The organism is Streptomyces bobili, assembly GCF_002154575.1.
GTDB classification, from domain to species: domain Bacteria; phylum Actinomycetota; class Actinomycetes; order Streptomycetales; family Streptomycetaceae; genus Streptomyces; species Streptomyces bobili.
This window is the reverse complement of the sequence record NZ_MUBA01000283.1, coordinates 1-17,834: the sequence shown is the minus strand read 5'-3', so window position 1 is coordinate 17,834 and position 17,834 is coordinate 1. Positions and strand designations below refer to the sequence as shown.

16 protein-coding genes and 1 pseudogene are annotated in these 17,834 nt (G+C 71.6%); 6 read left to right on the top strand and 11 right to left on the bottom strand.

Translation table 11 applies throughout. The features are described 5' to 3' along the window. Nucleotides 1-1,161: pseudogene (locus BZL64_RS22785) on the bottom strand (PD40 domain-containing protein); the annotation flags it as partial. Nucleotides 1,162-1,316: 155 nt separating this feature from the next. Here BZL64_RS22785 and BZL64_RS22780 point away from each other — a divergent pair. From BZL64_RS22780 to BZL64_RS22770, 3 genes are all read left to right on the top strand, one after another. After that, nucleotides 1,317-1,919: a TetR/AcrR family transcriptional regulator gene (locus BZL64_RS22780; protein ID WP_086771056.1), complete on the top strand. Its 603-nt coding sequence runs from the start codon at nucleotides 1,317-1,319 to the stop codon at nucleotides 1,917-1,919. Between the two features lie 156 nt (nucleotides 1,920-2,075). Next, nucleotides 2,076-4,340 (top strand): MMPL family transporter, encoded by a 2,265-nt coding sequence (locus BZL64_RS22775; RefSeq protein ID WP_086771055.1) that lies wholly within the window; start codon nucleotides 2,076-2,078, stop codon nucleotides 4,338-4,340. 337 nt (nucleotides 4,341-4,677) lie between these two features. After that, nucleotides 4,678-5,226, top strand: coding sequence for a lamin tail domain-containing protein (locus BZL64_RS22770; protein WP_244205447.1), 549 nt, complete (start codon nucleotides 4,678-4,680; stop codon nucleotides 5,224-5,226). Nucleotides 5,227-5,322: 96 nt separating this feature from the next. Here the strand turns inward: BZL64_RS22770 and BZL64_RS22765 are convergent, their stop codons facing one another. Further along, nucleotides 5,323-5,721: a VOC family protein gene (locus tag BZL64_RS22765; RefSeq protein ID WP_086771053.1), complete on the bottom strand. Its 399-nt coding sequence runs from the start codon at nucleotides 5,719-5,721 to the stop codon at nucleotides 5,323-5,325. Between the two features lie 281 nt (nucleotides 5,722-6,002). Here BZL64_RS22765 and BZL64_RS22760 point away from each other — a divergent pair, with 281 nt between their 5' ends. Beyond that, nucleotides 6,003-6,290, top strand: a complete 288-nt coding sequence (locus tag BZL64_RS22760; protein WP_208639495.1) for a DUF1876 domain-containing protein — start codon at nucleotides 6,003-6,005, stop codon at nucleotides 6,288-6,290. A 36-nt stretch (nucleotides 6,291-6,326) separates the two neighbouring features. Here BZL64_RS22760 and BZL64_RS22755 read toward each other — a convergent pair whose 3' ends face one another. From BZL64_RS22755 to BZL64_RS22730, 6 genes are all read right to left on the bottom strand, one after another. Beyond that, nucleotides 6,327-7,517, bottom strand: a complete 1,191-nt coding sequence (locus tag BZL64_RS22755) for a serine hydrolase domain-containing protein (protein WP_086771052.1) — start codon at nucleotides 7,515-7,517, stop codon at nucleotides 6,327-6,329. Nucleotides 7,518-7,591: 74 nt separating this feature from the next. After that, nucleotides 7,592-7,996 (bottom strand): organic hydroperoxide resistance protein, encoded by a 405-nt coding sequence (locus BZL64_RS22750; RefSeq protein ID WP_086771058.1) that lies wholly within the window; start codon nucleotides 7,994-7,996, stop codon nucleotides 7,592-7,594. A 211-nt stretch (nucleotides 7,997-8,207) separates the two neighbouring features. Continuing rightward, nucleotides 8,208-8,690, bottom strand: a complete 483-nt coding sequence (locus BZL64_RS22745) for a MarR family winged helix-turn-helix transcriptional regulator (RefSeq protein ID WP_373314859.1) — start codon at nucleotides 8,688-8,690, stop codon at nucleotides 8,208-8,210. Continuing rightward, nucleotides 8,687-9,445, bottom strand: a complete 759-nt coding sequence (locus BZL64_RS22740) for an energy-coupling factor ABC transporter ATP-binding protein (RefSeq protein ID WP_086771050.1) — start codon at nucleotides 9,443-9,445, stop codon at nucleotides 8,687-8,689. The genes BZL64_RS22745 and BZL64_RS22740 overlap by 4 nt, the downstream gene beginning before the upstream one ends. Then, nucleotides 9,433-10,194, bottom strand: coding sequence for a cobalt ECF transporter T component CbiQ (gene cbiQ / locus BZL64_RS22735; RefSeq protein WP_086771049.1), 762 nt, complete (start codon nucleotides 10,192-10,194; stop codon nucleotides 9,433-9,435). The genes BZL64_RS22740 and cbiQ overlap by 13 nt, the downstream gene beginning before the upstream one ends. A gap of 1 nt (nucleotide 10,195) precedes the next feature. Then, nucleotides 10,196-11,254 (bottom strand): energy-coupling factor ABC transporter permease, encoded by a 1,059-nt coding sequence (locus BZL64_RS22730; protein ID WP_086771048.1) that lies wholly within the window; start codon nucleotides 11,252-11,254, stop codon nucleotides 10,196-10,198. A 209-nt stretch (nucleotides 11,255-11,463) separates the two neighbouring features. On the opposite strand from BZL64_RS22730, the gene BZL64_RS22725 reads away from it, so the two are divergent. Continuing rightward, nucleotides 11,464-11,820, top strand: a complete 357-nt coding sequence (locus tag BZL64_RS22725) for an SsgA family sporulation/cell division regulator (RefSeq protein WP_086771047.1) — start codon at nucleotides 11,464-11,466, stop codon at nucleotides 11,818-11,820. A gap of 34 nt (nucleotides 11,821-11,854) precedes the next feature. Here BZL64_RS22725 and BZL64_RS22720 read toward each other — a convergent pair whose 3' ends face one another. The 3 genes from BZL64_RS22720 to BZL64_RS22710 all read right to left on the bottom strand — a co-directional run bounded on the left by BZL64_RS22720 (nucleotide 11,855) and on the right by BZL64_RS22710 (nucleotide 17,203). Further along, the gene (locus BZL64_RS22720; RefSeq protein ID WP_086771046.1) at nucleotides 11,855-13,525 is read right to left on the bottom strand and encodes a penicillin-binding transpeptidase domain-containing protein; all 1,671 of its coding nucleotides are present in this window, start codon (nucleotides 13,523-13,525) and stop codon (nucleotides 11,855-11,857) included. A gap of 174 nt (nucleotides 13,526-13,699) precedes the next feature. After that, on the bottom strand, nucleotides 13,700-15,331 hold the full coding sequence (locus BZL64_RS22715) for a penicillin-binding transpeptidase domain-containing protein (protein WP_086771045.1): 1,632 nt from the start codon (nucleotides 15,329-15,331) through the stop codon (nucleotides 13,700-13,702). 111 nt (nucleotides 15,332-15,442) lie between these two features. Further along, nucleotides 15,443-17,203 carry a dolichyl-phosphate-mannose--protein mannosyltransferase gene (locus BZL64_RS22710; RefSeq protein ID WP_167396186.1) on the bottom strand — a complete coding sequence of 587 codons (1,761 nt, stop codon included), beginning with the start codon at nucleotides 17,201-17,203 and terminating at the stop codon, nucleotides 15,443-15,445. Nucleotides 17,204-17,266: 63 nt separating this feature from the next. On the opposite strand from BZL64_RS22710, the gene rsmI reads away from it, so the two are divergent. Further along, nucleotides 17,267-17,834, top strand: a 568-nt coding sequence (gene rsmI / locus BZL64_RS22705) for a 16S rRNA (cytidine(1402)-2'-O)-methyltransferase (protein WP_086771057.1), incomplete at its 3' end; no start/stop codon positions are given.

Sequence of the window (17,834 nt, the reverse complement as noted above, 5' to 3'; positions counted from 1 at the left end):
TCCGGCGGGCTGGGCCGGGTCGGACACCATCTCCAGGACCCGGCCCAGCCCGCCGGAGGCCACGCGGCGCGGCGCACGGTCGCCGGTGGCGCGGGGCAGGTGGGCGATCTCGACGGCGTCCTCGCCCTCCGCGTCCGTCACATACGCGACCTGCCCGCCCGAGCCGAGCATCTCCGGGAGCCGGACCCGTACCCCGGGTGTGTCGGTGATGGTCCGCGCGGGCCCGTCGCGGTGGGTGAGCCAGTACAGGCTGCCGCGTACGACGACCGCACTCGCCCGCCCGGTCTCGTCCACGGAGATCCCGTCCACGTGCTGCGCGGCCGGGATCGGGTACGGCCGCCGCCCCGTCCGGGGCCCGCTGAGCCGTACGTCGATCCTGCGCGGCTCGGAGTCGGGGGACAGGTCGTCGACGATCCACAGGTCCCCGGCGCACTGGTACACCACGCGGGTGCCGTCGCTGGCGGCGTTGCGGGCGTAGAAGGCGTCGTGGTCGGTGTGCCGGCGCAGGTCGGAGCCGTCCGGGGCGCAGGAGTAGAGGTTGCCGACGCCCTCGTGGTCGGAGAGGAACGCGACCCGGCCGCCGACGAGCATGGGGGCGTCGAGGTGGCCCTCCAGGCCGGCGAGCAGCCGCTGTCCGTGCAGCCAGAGCCGGCCCATGGCGCCGCCCCGGTACCGCTTCCAGGAGGCGGGCTCGTGCGGTGGGGTGCCGGTGAGCAACAGGGTGCGGCGTTCGCCGTCGAGGTCGGCGCACTGGAGGTCGGAGACCGGGCCCCAGGGCAGTTTGCGGCCGGGGGAGCCGTCGGGGGAGACCTTGTAGGCCCAGGTGAAGTAGGAGAAGGGCTCGCCGTGGGAGGCGACGGCGAGGATGTCGCCTTCCGGGGTCCAGCCGCAGACGCGGGTGTCGGGGCTGCCCCAGTACGTGAGCCGCCGTCCGCCGCCGCCGTCCACGGGGATCAGGTGGATCTCGGGCACGAGGCTGCGCCAGCTCGTGTAGGCGACCTGGCGGCCGTCGGGTGAGAAGCGGGGGTGGCCGGCCTTGGTGCGGTCGGCGGTGAGCCGCCAGGCGCGGCCGGGTCCGTCGAGCGGGGCCAGCCAGAGGTCGTCCTCGGCCACGAAGCACAGCTGGTCACCGCTGAGGTGGGGCAGGCGCAAGTAGGTCACCTTTCCATGCTTTTCCGGCACGAGAGGCGGGGCAACTTATGTCTTCTTCACCGACGTGAGCCAGCACACGTACGAAACGGTTTCGTTTCGCACCTGCGCAGGGTATGTTCAGGGTGTACGGGATGAGTCCGTGCGGGAGTCGGAAGGTGAGTGGCATGACTGAGGTCGCAACGGCGCGTCGCAGTCGCATCACGCCCGAGCGTGAGGCCGAGTTGTACGCGGCCGTGCTCGATCTGCTCAGCGAGGTCGGTTACGACGCCCTGACCATGGACGCCGTCGCCGCCCGCACCCGGTCCAGCAAGGCCACGCTCTACCGCCAGTGGGGCGGCAAGGCCGAACTGGTCGTGCGCGCGATGCGGCACAACAAGCCGGGTGGCATCGCCGACGTCGACACCGGGTCCCTCCGGGGCGACCTCCACGAGTTCATGTCCCGCGAGGACGACTGCGCCATGGAGCGGAACTCCGACCTGATGCGGGCCCTCGCGATGGCCGTGCACTCCAACCCCGATCTGATGCGGGCGTTCAGGGAACTGCTCATCGAGCCCGAGATGAACGAGTTCCAGCGCGTCATGCAGCGCGCGGTGGACCGAGGCGAGGTGCGGGCCGACCGCCCCGCGCTGGAGTACATCGTGCACATGCTGGTCGGCGCCTTCGCCACCCGCACCATGATCGACGGTCTGCCTCCCACACAGGACTTCCTGCGTTCGTACGTCGACGCCGTGGTGCTCCCCGCCCTCGGCGTCCCCACCACCACCTGACCGTCCCCACGGTCCACTTCTCCTGACGTCACCGCTCACGTCGTCGGGCCGATCACCCCTGCCTTCTGCGGCCGGGGCTGGTCAACCCTGCCCTGGGGGCCTGTGCCGGAAACCCCGGCCCCCACCACCCCACGACCTGACCGGGAGTACGCCTCCGTGGCCACGTTCCTCTATAAACTCGGCCGGCTCGCCTTTCGGCGACGGCACCTCGTCGCCCTGATATGGGTCGCCCTGCTGACGCTCGCGGGCGTCGGCGCGGCCTCCGCGCCCGCACCGGGCACCACCTCCTTCTCCATCCCGGGCACGGAGGCGCAGAAGGCCTTCGACCTGCTGGAACAGCGGTTCCCGGGCGCCAGCGCCGACGGCGGGACCGGGCGCATCGTCTTCAAGGCGCCCGAGGGCGAGAAGATGACGGACGCCGACAACAAGGCGATCGTCGCCAAGACCACCAAGGAACTGAGCGACGGCTCCGAGGTCGTCTCGGTCACCGACCCGTTCACCACGAACGCCGTCAGCGAGGACGGCACGGTCGCCTACACGTCGGTGAAGTACGACGCCCCCGGCATGGAACTGGCCGACACGACGAGGGACGCCCTCGAAGCGGCCGGCGACGACGCGCGGGCCGCCGGCCTGACCGTCGACATCGGCGGCGACGCGCTCCAGGCGGCGGCCGAGCCCGGAGCGGCAGGAGAGATCGTCGGCCTCGCCCTCGCCGCGGTCGTCCTCGTCATCACCCTCGGCTCGCTGGTCGCGGCCGGACTCCCGCTGCTGACGGCGATCATCGGCGTAGGCATCGGCGTTTCCACCATCACCGCCCTCGCCAACGCGCTCGACCTCGGCGACACCACCTCCACCCTCGCGCTGATGATCGGCCTCGCGGTCGGCATCGACTACGCGCTGTTCATCGTCTCCCGCTACCGAGGCGAACTCGCCGACGGCCGGGACCGGGAGGAGGCGGCGGGCCGCGCCACCGGCACCGCCGGATCGGCCGTGGTCTTCGCGGGCCTCACCGTCGTGATCGCCCTGGCGGGCCTCGCGGTCGTCAACGTCCCGATGCTCACCAAGATGGGCCTCGCCGCGGCCGGCACGGTCGTCGTCGCCGTCCTCATCGCCCTCACCATGATCCCGGCCCTGCTCGGCTACGCGGGCCGGACGATCCGTCCGGCGGGCGAGAAGCGCAAGTCCCGGAAGAAGAAGTCCGAGAAGTTCGAGAAGCCGGACAGGTCCGGGAAGGCAGAGAAGCCTCAGGCGGCGGCCAAGGCCGGTCTCGGCACCCGCTGGGCGCACTTCGTCATCCGCCGCCCGGCCGCCGTCCTGCTGCTCGGCGTGGTCGGTCTCGGGGCGATCGCCGTCCCGGTCACCCAACTGGAACTGGGCCTGCCCGACGAAGGCTCGCAGCCGACGTCCACCACCCAGCGCCGGGCGTACGACCTGCTGTCGGACGGCTTCGGGCCCGGCTTCAACGGGCCGCTGATGATCGTCGTCGACGCCGAGAAGAGCGAGGACCCGAAGGCGGCGGTCGCCACCGTCACCGACGGGATCAAGGGACTCAAGGACGTCGTCACGGTCACCCCGGCCGCCTTCAACAAGGCCGGCGACACCGCGACGATCACCGTGATCCCGAACTCCAAGCCGTCCTCGACACAGACCGAGGACCTGGTGCACGCCATCCGCGACGAGGGCGCCGGCATCAAGGCGGACACCGGCGCGGAGGTCCTGGTCACCGGCACCACCGCGATGAACATCGACTTCTCGCAGAAGCTCAACGACGCGCTGATCCCGTACCTGGGTCTGGTGGTGGGCCTCGCCTTCCTCCTCCTCATCGTCGTCTTCCGCTCCATCCTGGTCCCGCTGAAGGCGGCCCTCGGCTTCCTGCTCAGCGTGCTCGCCGCGCTCGGCGCCGTCGTCGCGGTCTTCCAGTGGGGCTGGCTCGGCGGCCTGCTGGGCGTCGAGGAGACCGGCCCGATCATGTCGATGATGCCGATCTTCATGGTCGGCGTGGTCTTCGGCCTCGCGATGGACTACGAGGTGTTCCTCGTGACCCGTATGCGGGAGGCCTACGTCCACGGCGAGACGCCGGCCCAGGCCATCGTCACCGGGTTCCGGCACAGCTCGCGGGTCGTGGCGGCAGCCGCGGTCATCATGATGGCCGTCTTCGGCGGCTTCATCACCTCCAGCGAGCAGATGATCAAGATGATCGGCTTCGGGCTGGCCATCGCCGTCTTCTTCGACGCGTTCGTCGTCCGGATGGCGATCGTCCCGGCCGTGCTGGCCCTGCTGGGCAAGAAGGCCTGGTGGCTCCCGAAGTGGCTCGACCGTGCCCTGCCCAACGTGGACGTCGAGGGCGAGGGCCTCAAGGCCCTCGACTCCAGGAACTCGGACTCCGACCCGGACAACGACCGGGAACTGGTCCGCGCATGACGCCGCGCTGAGCGGGCGCGGTAGAGAGACGGCCGGTGAGGGCTCCGTGGGGACGGGGCGTCCTCACCGGCTTTCTTTCGCGCTCGCTCCCCACCACCGTCGTGACGCACTTTCGGGTGAGCGGCGCGTGACGTGCGGGGCGGGAGGAGCCGCTCAACGGCAGTTTTGCCCGTTCCATATGCATTCGTTTACTTGATGGACATTGCAGGCGAGTATCACCGTTATGTGCCCGATCGGTAACACGGGGCGTGGGTCGGGCGTCCGGCGCGTGTCCGGTGGTCAGGTGGGCGTGCCACGGCCGACCGGCCGGCACCCGCACCACCCGAGGAGACTCCCCGTGTCCGCAACCCCTGTTCCCGTCCGCCGTCTCGCCGCCGCCTCGCTCGCGGCCGCCGCCGTCCTCGGGGCGGTGACGCTGCCGGCCTCCGCCGCCGACCGCACACCGGACCGGCCGCGCGTGGAGATCAGCGCCGTGCAGTACGACGCACCGGGCCGTGACAGGCGCACCAACGCCTCCCTCAACAAGGAGTGGGTGGACCTGACCAACACCACCCGCCACTCCGTCAACCTCGACGGGTGGACGCTGTCGGACGAGGACGGCGAGACCTACACCTTCGACCACTACCGGCTGCCCGCCCGCGCCACGGTCCGCGTCCACACCGGCGAGGGCCGCGACACCCGCACTGACCTGTTCCAGGACCGCCGCCACCACGTCTGGGACAACCGCTCCGACACGGCCACCCTGCGCAACCACCGCGACCGCGTGATCGACGAGGCCTCGTGGGATGAGCGCCGCTCCCGCCAGGGTGACCGCCACGACGGCCGCCACGACGGCCGCTCCTGGAACGGCGACCGCCACCACGGCCACGGCGGCGACCGCCACTGACGACGACCCCGCACGGCGGCGCGTCCGGCCCTTCCTCCCGGGGCCGGGCGCGCCGCCATGACGTGGGGAGGGCGCCGGTGAAGCCCTGTCCGACCGCTACGGCCGCGCGTACGGCCGCGTCATGATCTCCAGGTTGTGGCCGTCCGGGTCGAGGAAGTACGCGCCCCGGCCGCCGAACAGGCTGTTGGTGCGGCCGGGTTGGCTGTGCCGGGGGTCGGCGTAGTACGTGACGCCGACCGCCTCCAGGCGGGCGATCATCGTGTCGAACTGTTCCTCCGCCACGAGGAACGCGTAGTGCTGGGACTGGATCGGTTCGTCGCGCTTCTCGTAGAAGTCGAACGTGACGCCGTTGCCGAGGTCGACCGGCAGGAACGGGCCGAAGGGCGCGCCGACCGGCAGGCCCAGGATCGCGGCGAGGAACTCGGCCGAGAGCTGTCGGTCGTAGGCGTGCACGGCGAGGTGGTTGAGCTGGGGAAGTGCCGACTGAGTGGGCATGGTGAGTGACGGTCTCCGGTCTCGGTGTCCAGGGGTGCCCTCGTGAGAGGGCGGGTGGGAAGGAAGAAGGACGCGGAGAGGGGACGGCGGGCCTCTGGCCCGCCTCGCGCTCACGCCGAGGCCGGGCGCCTCACTCGTGCGTGGCCCATGGCCGACCCGGCAGTCACCCGAGGGACGCTAGTGGCCGGAGCGGGACGACCGCAATGACGTTTCCGGCTGAGTGGGTGCGATCGGGCCCGTCGAGGAGCACCCTGGAAGCAGATGTTCCGGAGGTGATCGTCATGACGCAGACAGCGATGCACACCGCGGTCGGATGGCACGTGGAGCTGGAGTTCACGGAGGACGACCAGCACACGCGCGCCGCGGCACTGGTCAGGTTGCCCGACGGGTCCGAGGTCCGGGCCCATGGGCATGCCAGCCGGCACCGGGTCGACCCCAACCAGCCGCGGGTCGGCGAGGAGATCGCCGGCGCACGGGCGCTGAACGAGATCGCCATGCAACTGCTGACGAAGGCCCACCACGAGATCGACGACGCGTCGGGGAGGACCTCGCACCCGATCCACGTATGAGGGGACACGTTCGAGGGGAGCGGAGCCGCTCGCGTCTCAGCCGACGGTCGCCGTCGCCGTCCGTACCGCCCGTACCAGCGCCTGCGCGCGGGGGTCCGCCGTCACGCTCGACCGGAAGCCGTTGGTGACGTACCCGAAGGCGATGCCCGACTCCGGGTCGGCGAAGCCGAGGGGGCCGCCGCGGCCGGGGTGGCCGAAGGAGGCGGGGGACAGCAGCGGCGAGGCGCTGCCGTGCAGCATGTAGCCGAGGCCGAAGCGGGTGTTGACGACGAGCACCCGGTCCGCTCCGGACGACCGCTCACCGCGCGCCGCCTCCAGCGTCCGAGGCGTGAACAGGGGGCGGTTGCCGTCGACCTCGCCGATCAGTGAGGCGTAGAAGCGGGCCAGGCCGTCGGCCGTGGCGATGCCGTTGGAGGCGGGCAGGGCTGCCGCCCGGTACGCCGGGTCGTTCTCGTCGGGCAGCGGGGTGATCGCGGCGAAGGCGCGCCGGGTGAGGGAGCCGGGGTCCGCGTAGGCGTCGGCGACGGCCCGCTTGGGCCGGGTGCGCAGCGCACCCGCCTGCGCGGGTGCCTCGGTCTGTCCCACGCGCCCCACGCGCGCCCGCTCGCGGTCCGGCAGACCGAGCCACAGGTCGGCCCCGGCCGGTCCGGCGATCTCGTCGGCGATCCACGCGCCGACCGTCCGCCCGGTGATCCGCCGGATCAGTTCGCCGGTCAGCCAGCTGTAGGTCTGCGCGTGGTAGCCGTGGTCCGTGCCCGGCTCCCAGGCCGGCGCCTGCGCGGCGACGGCCGCCGCGCCGCGGTCGGGGTCGGCGGCCTCGGCGGGGGTCAGCGGCCGGTCCAGCACGGGCACGCCCGCGCGGTGCGCGAGCACGTCCCGTACGAGGGTCCGGTCCTTGCCGGCCGTCTTGTACTCCGGCCAGTACGCCCCCACCGGCGCGTCGAGATCCAGTTCCCCGCGCTGCCACAGCATCAGGAGTACGGCGGCGGCGACGCCCTTGGTCGCGGACCGCACGATCTGAGCCGTACCCCGCTTCCAGGGAGCCCCGGCGCCGGAGTCCGGTGCCCCGCCGTCGACGTCCCGGCCGCCGCCCCACAGGTCGACGACCTTGTGCCCGTCCCGGTAGACGGCGACGGCCGCGCCCCGCTCCCCGAGCACCTCGAAGTTGCGGGCGAACGCCTCCCTGACCGGCTCGAAGCCGGCGGTCACCGTGCCGTGCACATCCACGTCCGTACGTCCTCTCGGCTCTCCTGCGACCTTGAGGACAACCCGGCCGCCGAGCCGACGATTCCTGTGTCCGGTCAGCCCAGGAGGATCGTTACGTCGATGTTGCCGCGTGTCGCGTTCGAGTACGGGCAGACCTGGTGCGCCGCGTCCACCAGCCTGGCGGCCACGGCCGCGTCGAGCACGGGCAGCGAGACACTGAGGGCGACCGCGAGGCCGTAGCCCTGGGTGGTGTTGGGGCCGATGCCGACCTTGGCGGCGACCGTGGAGCCGGTGAGGTCGAGGCCCGCGCGCTTGCCGACGAGGATCAGCGCGTTGTGGAAGCAGGAGCTGTAGCCGGCCGCGAAGAGCTGTTCGGGGTTGGTGCCGTTGCCGTCGCCGCCCAACTGCGGCGGCATGGCCACCTTCAGCTCGATCTGCCCGTCCTGGCTGGTGACATAGCCGTCCCGGCCACCGTGCGCGGTGGCCTCGGCCACGTACATGATCTTCGTCGGACGGGTGTCGACCGTGTCGGCGGTATGGATGGTGCTGACGGTGTCGACGGCGGCGCCTTCGGTCACTGCGGGACCTCCCCCAGAGCTGTGCCCAATTACATCGTGCACAAGGTACCGGCCGGTAGGGCAGTGTTGAACTACCAGGGGGGTAGTAACCGCAGGTAACAGCGAAGGGGATCCGGTGAGCGCCGCCGACGGGTCAGCGCCCGCGCTCCGCAGCCCCGTGCGCCTTCTCCGCGAGCCCCCACAGTTCCTCGCGCAGACGCGCGACCTCCGCCATGTCGAGCCCGGTCGACGCGAGCAGCGCACCGGGCACCCGCTCCGCGCGCCCCTTCAGTTCCTCGCCGCGCCCCGTGCACGCGACGAGCACCGAGCGCTCGTCGCGGGCCGACCGCTCCCGGTGCACGAGCCCCGCCGCCTCCAGCCGCTTCAGCAGCGGCGACACCGTGCCGTAGTCCAGCCGCAGGGCCGCCGCCAGCTCCTTGACCGTGGTCTCGCCGCGCTCCCACAGCACCAGCAGGACGAGGTACTGCGGATAGGTGAGACCGAGGTCGTCGAGGAGCGGCCGGTAGGCCGCCGTCACCGCGCGCTGGGCCGCGTACAGCGCGAAGCACAGCTGCTCGTCCAGCGACAGCGAGCCCTCGCCCGTCCGGTCCTGGTGGGTCACGCGCGCATCCGTCACGCCCCCATTGTCACGGAGCGCGGGTCGAAACCGAACGGCAGCTCCAGCCGGTGCGCGCGCATCAGCGCGTCGTCGGCGAGCAGCTCGGCCGTGCGGCCGTCCGCCGCGATCACGCCCTCGCTGAGGATCATGGCCCGCGGGCACAGTTCGAGGGCGTACGGCAGGTCGTGCGTGACCATGAGGACCGTGACGTCGAGGGAGCGCAGGATGTCGGCGAGCTCGCGGCGTGAGGCGGGGTCGAGGTTGGAGGACGGCTCGTCCAGGACGAGGATCTCCGGTTCCATCGCCAGCACGGTCGCGACGGCGACCCGGCGGCGCTGCCCGAACGACAGGTGGTGCGGCGGACGGTTCTTGAACTCGGCCATGCCGACCTGCGCGAGCGCCCGGTCCACGCGCTCCTCCAGCTCGGCGCCCCGCAGTCCGGCCGCGGCGGGCCCGAACGCCACGTCCTCCCGCACGGTCGGCATGAACAGCTGGTCGTCGGGGTCCTGGAAGACGATGCCGACCTTGCGCCGGATCTCCGCCATGTGCCGTTTGTCGACGGGCAGCCCGGCGACCGTCACCGTGCCGGTGCCGCCGGTGTGGATGCCGTTGAGGTGCAGCACCAGGGTGGTCTTGCCGGCGCCGTTCGGCCCGAGCAGCGCCACCCGCTCCCCGCGCGCGATCGAGAAGTCCACCCCGAACAGCGCCTGGTGGCCGTCGGGGTAGGCGAAGGCGAGGCCCGAGACCTCGAGGGAAGCAGTCACAGGGTCCATCCCAGCACGCAGACGACGAGGGCGGCGAACGGCAGGGTCAGCGCGTGGGACCACTGCGCCCGGGACGCGGTCACCTCGTCGATCACCGGCATGGAACCGGCGTACCCCCGGCTGACCATGGCCAGGTGCACGCGCTCCCCGCGTTCGTAGGAGCGGATGAACAGAGCGCCCGCGGACTTGGCGAGGACACCCCAGTGCTTGACGCCGCTCGCCTCGAACCCGCGCGACTCCCGCGCGATCCTCATGCGCCGCATCTCGTCGGTGATGACGTCGCCGTAGCGGATCATGAAGGAGGCGATCTGCACGAGGAGCGGGGGGAGCTTCAACCGCTGGAGGCCCAGGAGGAGTTCGCGCAGTTCGGTGGTGGAGGCGAGCAGGACGGAGGAGGCGACGCCGAGGGTGCCCTTGGCGAGCACGTTCCAGGCGCCCCACAGCCCGTTGACGCTGAGGGACAGCCCGAGGACGTCCACCCGCTCGCCCTCGGCGACGAACGGCATCAGCACGGCGAAGGCGACGAACGGCACCTCGATCAGCAGCCGCTTCAGCAGGAAACCGGCCGGTACGCGCGCGTGGAAGGCGACGACGGCGAGCAGGACGGCGTACAGGCCGAACGCCCACATCGCCTCCCGCGGGGTCGAGACGACGACCACGACGAAGGCGAAGGCGGCGGCGAGCTTGGTGTGCGGCGGCAGGGCGTGCACGGGCGAGTGTCCGTGCCGGTAGAGCCGGTGCGCGTGCCCAGCGCCCACGTCAGACGTTCTCCACGGTCGTCGGGGACGCGTCGGTGCTCTGGCGCCGGCGTACGGCCCAGAACACGGTGCTGCCCGCGACGACGGTCACGCCGACCCCGATGACGCCCGCGAGCCCGCCGGACAGCCGGGCGTCGGTGACGTCCTTGACGCCGTAGTCGGCGAGCGGGGAGTCCGAGACGGCGTGCTCCTCGGCCTTCTTGTCGATGCCCTTGTCGGCGGCGACCTTCTCCAGGCCGTCCGGACTCGACGAGGCGTAGAAGCTGACGAAGCCGGCCAGGACGAGGGAGGTGACCAGGCCGGTCGCCCACAGCGTGCGCCGGGAGGTGCGCGCCGCGACGGGCGCCGTGCGAGCCCCCTCGGCGGCGGGCACATCGACGAGTTCCCCGTTCACCCGCAGCCGGAGCTTCTGCTGCAGCCCGCGCGCCCCGTACACGAGGTCCGGCCGTACGGCGATCACGGCGCCGACCGTGAGGGCGGTGATCGTGGCCTCGCCGATGCCGATCAGCACGTGCACGCCGACCATGGCGGTGGCCACCTTGCCGATCGCCACGTCGGTGGTGCCGCCGACCGCGTACATCAGGGTGAAGGCGAGGGCCGCCGCCGGCACGGACAGCAGCGCGGCGACGAAGGAGGCGGCGGTGACGGAACGGGGCGTGCGTGGCAGCACCTTCAGCAGGCCGCGGAAGACGGCGTAGGCCACCACCGTCGTCACGACCGCCATGTTGGTGATGTTCACGCCGAGCGCGGTCAGCCCGCCGTCGGCGAAGAGGATGCCCTGCATGAGCAGGACCACGGACACGCAGAGGACCCCGGTGAAGGGGCCCACGAGTATCGCGGCCAGCGCACCGCCGAGAAGATGCCCGCTTGTTCCGGCCGCGACGGGGAAGTTGAGCATCTGTACGGCGAAGATGAACGCGGCCACCAGACCGGCCAGCGGCGCGGTGCGCTCGTCGAGTTCGCGGCGCGCGCCGCGCAGGCTCACGGCGATGGCGCCCGCGGCGAGGACTCCGGTGACGGCGGAGGTCGGGGCGTTGATGAATCCGTCGGGTACGTGCACCGTTCGATGATAGTGGCTTAATGCGAATGGGTTGCAAGAGCGAGTCCGTCTTTGTAGGACTCCCCTCGTGTGACGCGGTGGCGAGGTTCGTGTATCGCACATGTGAGATACCCCCGCTCCAGGGGGCGGGGGCCGCGAAATATGCGACATTGGAAGGGGAGCGGACGCACAGCTTCCACAACAGGTCACGCAGCGTGAGAGGGCGGCCGATGTCTGTAGTCGAGCAGTACGCGCGAGCCCACATCGTCACGGACGCGGACCTGGTCGAGGAGGAACAGAGCGCCGTCCCCGTCGTCCTGCGCTACGACCCCGACGACGACCCGCGCGCCGTCCGCGTCGGACTCCCCGGCACCCACGAGTGGACCATCGCCCGCGCCCTCCTCGAACAGGGACTGCGCGCCCCGGCCGGCAGCGGAGAGGTCCGCGTGTGGCCCTGCGGACGGGTCCAGGCCATCGTCGAGTTCCACTCCGCGCAGGGCGTCTCCGTGGTGCAGTTCGAGTCCAAGACGCTGCTGCGCTTCCTGCGCCGCACCTACTCGGCCACGGCGCAGCCGGTCAGCAACTGACACCGTCGGCAACCGGGCGTCGGCAACCGACCGGTCAGCCGCCCGCCTTCAGCAGCGCCGCCACGATCGGTCCCGCCGACTCGCTCCCGTGGCCGCCCTGCTGGACCACGCCGGCCGCCGCCAGGTCACCGCGGTAGGCGGTGAACCAGCCGTTGGCCTCCTTCTGTCCGTCGACCTCGGCGGAGCCCGTCTTGGCGCCGTAGTCCGGGCCGAGCCCGGCCATCGCCTCGGCGGCGGTGCCGTAGGCGGCCGTGTAGTTCATCAGCTCCCGCAACTGCGACACCGTCTTCGCGGACATCGTGCGCGCGGCCTTCGCCAGGGTGCGGTCGTCGACCGAGGGGGCGACCAGATACGGCTGGTGGAAGCTGCCCGACCTGACCGTCGCCGCGACCGACGCCATGTTCAGCGGGTTCATCCGCACCCCGCCCTGGCCGATCAGCTCCGCCGCTTTCTGGGCCGCCGACTGGACCGGCACCGCGCCGTCGAAGGTCGGCACGCCGATCGCCCAGTTGTTCAGCGACAGGCCGAAGACCTGCTGGGCCTGCTTGGTCAGACTGTCGTCGTCGAGCTTGCCCGCCTGGCTGATGAAGGCCGTGTTGCAGGAGCGCGCGAAGCTCGCCTTGAAAGTGCCGCCCTTGATCTCGAACTTGTCGTCGTTCTGGAACTTCCAGCCGCCGTAACTGAAGAACTTCGGGCACGGATGCGTCTTGTCCGCCGACGCCAGGTCCTTCTCGATGAGCAGCGAGGAGGTGATGACCTTCATCGTGGAGCCGGGCGCCAGCGAGCCCTGGAACGCCGTGTTGAAGTTGGGGTTGCTGTTGGCGACCGCGAGGATCTCGCCCGTGGAGGCGCGGGTCACCACGACCGACGCCCGCGCGCGGCTCGCGACCTGCTTCTCGGCGGCGGCCTGGAGGGACGGGCTCAGCGTCGTCTTCACCGTGCCCGGCGTGCCCTTGCTCAGTTCCAGCAGCGTCTTGTCGGAGGACTTCTTCGCCTTCGACGCCTTGCCGCGCTGCACCCGCAGTTCGACCCCGGCCGTGCCGCCGGCCTTCTTGCCGTACTTCTCGCGCAGCCCGTCCAGGACCGTGCCCAGCGACGGGTACGCCTTCGCGGTCAGCTCGCCGCCGTCGCGGTCGAGCGCCTTGACCGGCGGATCGCCGGCCTCGCCGGTCACCAGCCTGTCCCCGTCGGCCAGTTCGGGGTGGACGACCGAGGCGTGCCAGTCGACCAGCGGCTTGCCGTCCTCGGCCCGCCGCACCACGGTCAGCGCGCTGTCGTACGCCACCGGCTTGCTGGTCTTCTTGAAGGTGACCGTGCCCTTCACGGCGAAGGGGACCTTGTCGCCCGCGGGCGTGCCCGCGGTGAGGGTGGCGCCGGTGATGCGGGCGTCCTTGGTGTAGCCGGTGAGCAGGGCCGTGGCCGCCGCCGGGTCGTCGGTGACGGCGGCGGCCTGGGTGATCCTGCCCTGCTGCCAGGCGGTCAGGAAGGACCGGGCCGCGGTGGTGACCTCGGTCGCCGACAGGGGGCCGGTCTTGACCGCCGGCTTCTTCGCCGCGGCGGCCGACGTGTCGTCGGCCGCGGCGCCACCGCCGTACAGCGCGTAGACGCCGATGCCGGCGCCGCCGACGACGACGGCGATCATGCCGCCGACCATGGCCGGCCGCTTGCTGCTTCGTCGCTCGGCGACGCGCCTTCTCTTGCCCACAGCCCGCGATCCTCCGTGTTGTACGGGGGGCCGCCTCGCCCCACTGTCCCCGCTGTCACCACAGTCACCGTGGTGCGGGCCACCCTCACCGGCACCGACGACGGCGCCCAGCCTAGAGTCCCCGCCTGTGGGGGTGACGTCACCTGTGACGTCAGCCACGCCCAACGAGTGGCGTCAGGCGCCCGATCGCAGTACGGCCGCGACGATCGGGCCCGCCGCGTCGACGCCGTGACCACCGTCCTGGACCATGGCCGCGGCGGCGACATCGCCTCGGTAACCGGTGAACCAGCTGTCGGAGCTGGCCTTCCCGTCGACCTCGGCCGAGCCGGTCTTCGCACCGATCCGGCCGTTCAGCCCGGACATCACCCCGGCGGCGGTGCCGCTGGTCGCGGTGCGGTTCATCATGACGCGGAGCTGCTCCACCGTGCTCGCGGGCAGCCCGCGGGCGTGGGCGAGTTCGCGGCCGTCGAGGCTCCGCGGCACGATCACCGGCTGCCGGAAGGTGCCCGTCATCGCGGTCGCCGTCACCGAGGCCATGTTCAGCGGGTTCATCTGGACCTGGCCCTGGCCGATCAGGGCGGCGGCGGTGTCGGGGCCGCCGGAGGCCGGGACGGAGCCGTCGAAGGACGGGATGCCGGTCTGCCAGTCGAGGCCGATCCCGAAGCCGTCCCTGGCCTCGTTGGTCAGCGAGTCGACCTTCACCTCGTCGGCGTACTTCACGAACGCCGTGTTGCAGGAGCGCGCGAAGCTCTCGGCGAGGGTCGCGTCCTCGTTCGGCTTCATGTTCTTGATGTTGCGGAAGGTCTGGCTCTGCCAGGTCGCGTCCGCCGGACAGGGCGCCGGGCCGGTCGCGGTGGTGATGTCGTTGTCGATGAGCGTGGCCGCGCTGACGATCTTCATGGTGGAGCCGGGCGCCACCTGCCCCAGGAAGGCCGCGTTCCAGCCGTCGTTGCGGTTGTTGGCGATCGCCAGCACCTCACCGCTGCTCGGCTGGACGGCCACCACCGACGACTCGGCGTACCTCAGGACCGCCTTCTCGGCGGCGGCCTGCGCGCTCGCCCGGAGCGTGGTGGGCACCCGGCCCGCCTTGCCCTTCGCCAGGGTCAGCAGCGGGGTGTCGGCGGACTCGGGGGCGGCGTGGCGGATCGCCAGCTCGACGCCGGCCGTGCCGCCCGCCTTGTCGCCGTACTTGGCGCGCAGTTCGTTCAGGATCGGCCCCAGCGAGGGGTACTTCTTCTGGGTCAGGACCTTGCCGTCACGGTCCACGGCCTCGATCTCCGGTGCCGCCGACTCGCCCGTGACCAGCGTGTCGTCCATGTTCTTCAGCTCGGGGTGCACGACCGACGGCTGCCAGTCGACCAGCGCCCTGCCGGTGGTCACCCCGCGCACGACGGTCAGCCGGCTGCTGTAGGCGAGCGGCTCGGACTTCCCCTCGTACGACACCGTCGCCTTCACCGTGAACGGCACCGTGGCCCCGGTCGGCGCACCCGGCGTGATCTTCACACCGGTGATGTGCGCGGCCTGGCCGTACGAGGTGAGGAGCGGCTCCGCCTTCCCGGCGTTGTTGGTGAGCGCCGCCGCGCTCGCCGCCTGCCCCTGCTCCCAGGCCGCGAAGAACGCGCTGCTGGCCTCCTTCACCTCGCCGCCGCTCGGCGGACCGGTCCGCACGGGCTCCGCCTTCGCCTCCGGCGTGCCACCGCCGTCCCCGTTCAGCGCGTTGACGATGTTGAAGGCGCCGTACCCGGCCCCGCCCACCATGACGGTGAAGACCGTTCCGACGATCGCCGCCTTGGCCCCCTTGCGCATTGCCACCCCTCCCCGTTGGCCTACCAGGCCTTTCTGAACGCGTTCAGAAAGCTCCCCTCAGGCTCACAGTAAGCGGAAGCGGGGCTTGCGGGGCGGGAGTTGTTTGAATCGTTAGACCCAGGTGTCCAGCCACATCCGCGACCGCCAGTCGTCGATCGGGATGGCCGTCCCGGTGTACAGGGGCCAGAAGTAGATGAAGTTCCACGCGATCAGCAGCACCAGGACGCCAGCGCCCGTCGCGCCCACCACCCGCCGGGTGTCGCTCGCCCCCGGCCGGCCGACCAGCGCCCCGATCATCATCGCCACCGCCAGACACAGGAACGGCAGGAAGACCACGGCGTAGAAGAGGAAGATCGTGCGCTCCTGGTACAGGAACCACGGCAGATACCCGGCCGCGATGCCGCACACGATCGCGCCCGCCCGCCAGTCGCGGCGGAAGAACCAGCGCCACAGCACGAACAGCACCGCGAAGCAGGCCGCCCACCACAGCATCGGCGTGCCGATCGCCAGCACCTCGCGCGCGCACTTCTCGCCCGCGTCCACCGGACAGCCGTCCGTGCCGGGCGCCGGGGACTCGTAGAAGTACGACACCGGACGGCCCAGGACCAGCCAGCTCCACGGGTTCGACTGGTAGGTGTGCGGCGAGGTGAGGTGGGTGTGGAACTCGTACACCTCGTGCTCGTAGTGCCACAGGCTGCGCAGCCAGTCCGGGAACAGCCACGTCCAGCCGCCGCCCCTGCCGTCGGTGGCCGCCCAGTTGCGGTAGTAGCCGCCCGAGCCGCTGTCCGAGGAGAGGATCCAGCCCGTCCACGACACGACGTAGGTCGCCAGCGCGACCGGCACGGTGGCCAGGAACGCCCAGCCCGTGTCCCGCTTCAGCACCACCCGGTACGGGTGCCGCGCACCCGCCACCCGGCGTGCGGCGACGTCCCACAACACCGTCATCAGGCAGAACGCGACCATGATGTACAGGCCGTTCCACTTCGTGCCGATCGCCAGCCCCAGCATCACGCCCGCCGCCCAGCGCCACGGGCGCAGGCCGAGGCGCGTGGTCTCGGCGATGTGCGCGTCCGGGCGGTACCGGCCGTCCGCGTCCGGCGGCAGCGCGGCGGCCAGCCTCGCCCGCGCCCTGTCCCGGTCGACGACCAGACAGCCGAACGTCGCCAGCACGAAGAACATCAGCACCCCGTCGAGCAGCGCGGTGCGGCTCATCACGAAGTGCAGCCCGTCGACCGCCATCAGCGCGCCCGCCAGACAGCCGAGGAACGTCGAGCGGAAGAGACGGCGGCCGATCCGGCACAGCAGGAACACCGACAGGGTCCCGAGCAGCGCCGTCATGAACCGCCAGCCGAACGGATCGAACCCGAACATCAGTTCGCCCAGCCCGATGACGTACTTGCCGACCGGCGGATGCACCACGTACGCCGCGTCCGTCGGGATCGTGACATGGCCGCCGCTGTTGAGGACGAGGTCGTTGGCGTTCTTGTCCCAGTTGACCTCGAAGCCGCGGTGGACCAGCGCCCACGCGTCCTTGGCGTAGTACGTCTCGTCGAATATCACCTTCTTCGGGCTGCCCAGGTTCCAGAACCGCAGCACGCCCGCCACCAGCGTGACCAGCAGCGGACCCAGCCAGCCCGACCAGCGGGTGATCCGGTCCGCGAGCCCTGGCGGCACACCGAGCGCCTGCCAGAGCCGCGGGCTCGGCTCGGCGAACGGCGGCACCAGCCGCTCACGGACGTCGCCGTCCGGCTCCGCCGCATAGCCGAACCGGCGCAGCCGCGACGGCCACCCCGGCCGCCGGTCCGGCGGTGCCTGGCCCTGCCGGTGGTCCGTGGAGTCCATGGAGTCCATGGAGGACGCTGTACTGGTCACCGCGCCATCGTAGGGAACGGGGCTGTGGGAGTCCCGTGTCTCTCCCCCTGCGAGGATGGAAACGTGACAGTCACACCCGGAACTCTGGTCCTTGCAGGCACTCCCATCGGGGACATCGCGGACGCCCCGCCCCGGCTCGCGGAGGAGTTGGCAGGCGCCGACGTCATCGCCGCCGAGGACACCCGCAGGCTGCGCCGGCTCACGCAGGCGCTGGGCGTGACGCCCAAGGGGCGTGTCGTCTCCTACTTCGAGGGCAACGAGTCGGCCCGCACCCCCGACCTCGTCGACCACCTCCTCGCCGGCGCGCGCGTCCTCCTCGTCACCGACGCCGGGATGCCGTCCGTCTCCGACCCCGGCTACCGGCTCGTCGCCGCGGCCGTCGAGAAGGACATCCGGGTCACCGCCGTACCGGGCCCGTCCGCCGTCCTCACCGCGCTGGCCCTGTCCGGCCTGCCCGTCGACCGCTTCTGCTTCGAGGGCTTCCTGCCGCGCAAGGCGGGGGAGCGGCTGTCCCGGCTCCGCGAGGTCGCCGAGGAGCGCCGCACCCTCGTCTACTTCGAGGCCCCGCACCGGCTCGACGACACCCTCGCCGCGATGGCCGAGGTGTTCGGCGCCGACCGGCGGGCCGCCG

Coding starts and splice junctions, on each gene's coding strand:
- BZL64_RS22780 (WP_086771056.1), top strand. CDS start 1,317: ATGACTGAGGTCGCAACGGCGCGTCGCAGTCGCATCACGCCCGAGCGT.
- BZL64_RS22765 (WP_086771053.1), bottom strand. CDS start 5,721: ATGCCCACTCAGTCGGCACTTCCCCAGCTCAACCACCTCGCCGTGCAC.
- BZL64_RS22760 (WP_208639495.1), top strand. CDS start 6,003: ATGACGCAGACAGCGATGCACACCGCGGTCGGATGGCACGTGGAGCTG.
- BZL64_RS22750 (WP_086771058.1), bottom strand. CDS start 7,996: ATGTACGTGGCCGAGGCCACCGCGCACGGTGGCCGGGACGGCTATGTC.
- BZL64_RS22740 (WP_086771050.1), bottom strand. CDS start 9,445: ATGGACCCTGTGACTGCTTCCCTCGAGGTCTCGGGCCTCGCCTTCGCC.
- BZL64_RS22725 (WP_086771047.1), top strand. CDS start 11,464: ATGTCTGTAGTCGAGCAGTACGCGCGAGCCCACATCGTCACGGACGCG.
- BZL64_RS22715 (WP_086771045.1), bottom strand. CDS start 15,331: ATGCGCAAGGGGGCCAAGGCGGCGATCGTCGGAACGGTCTTCACCGTC.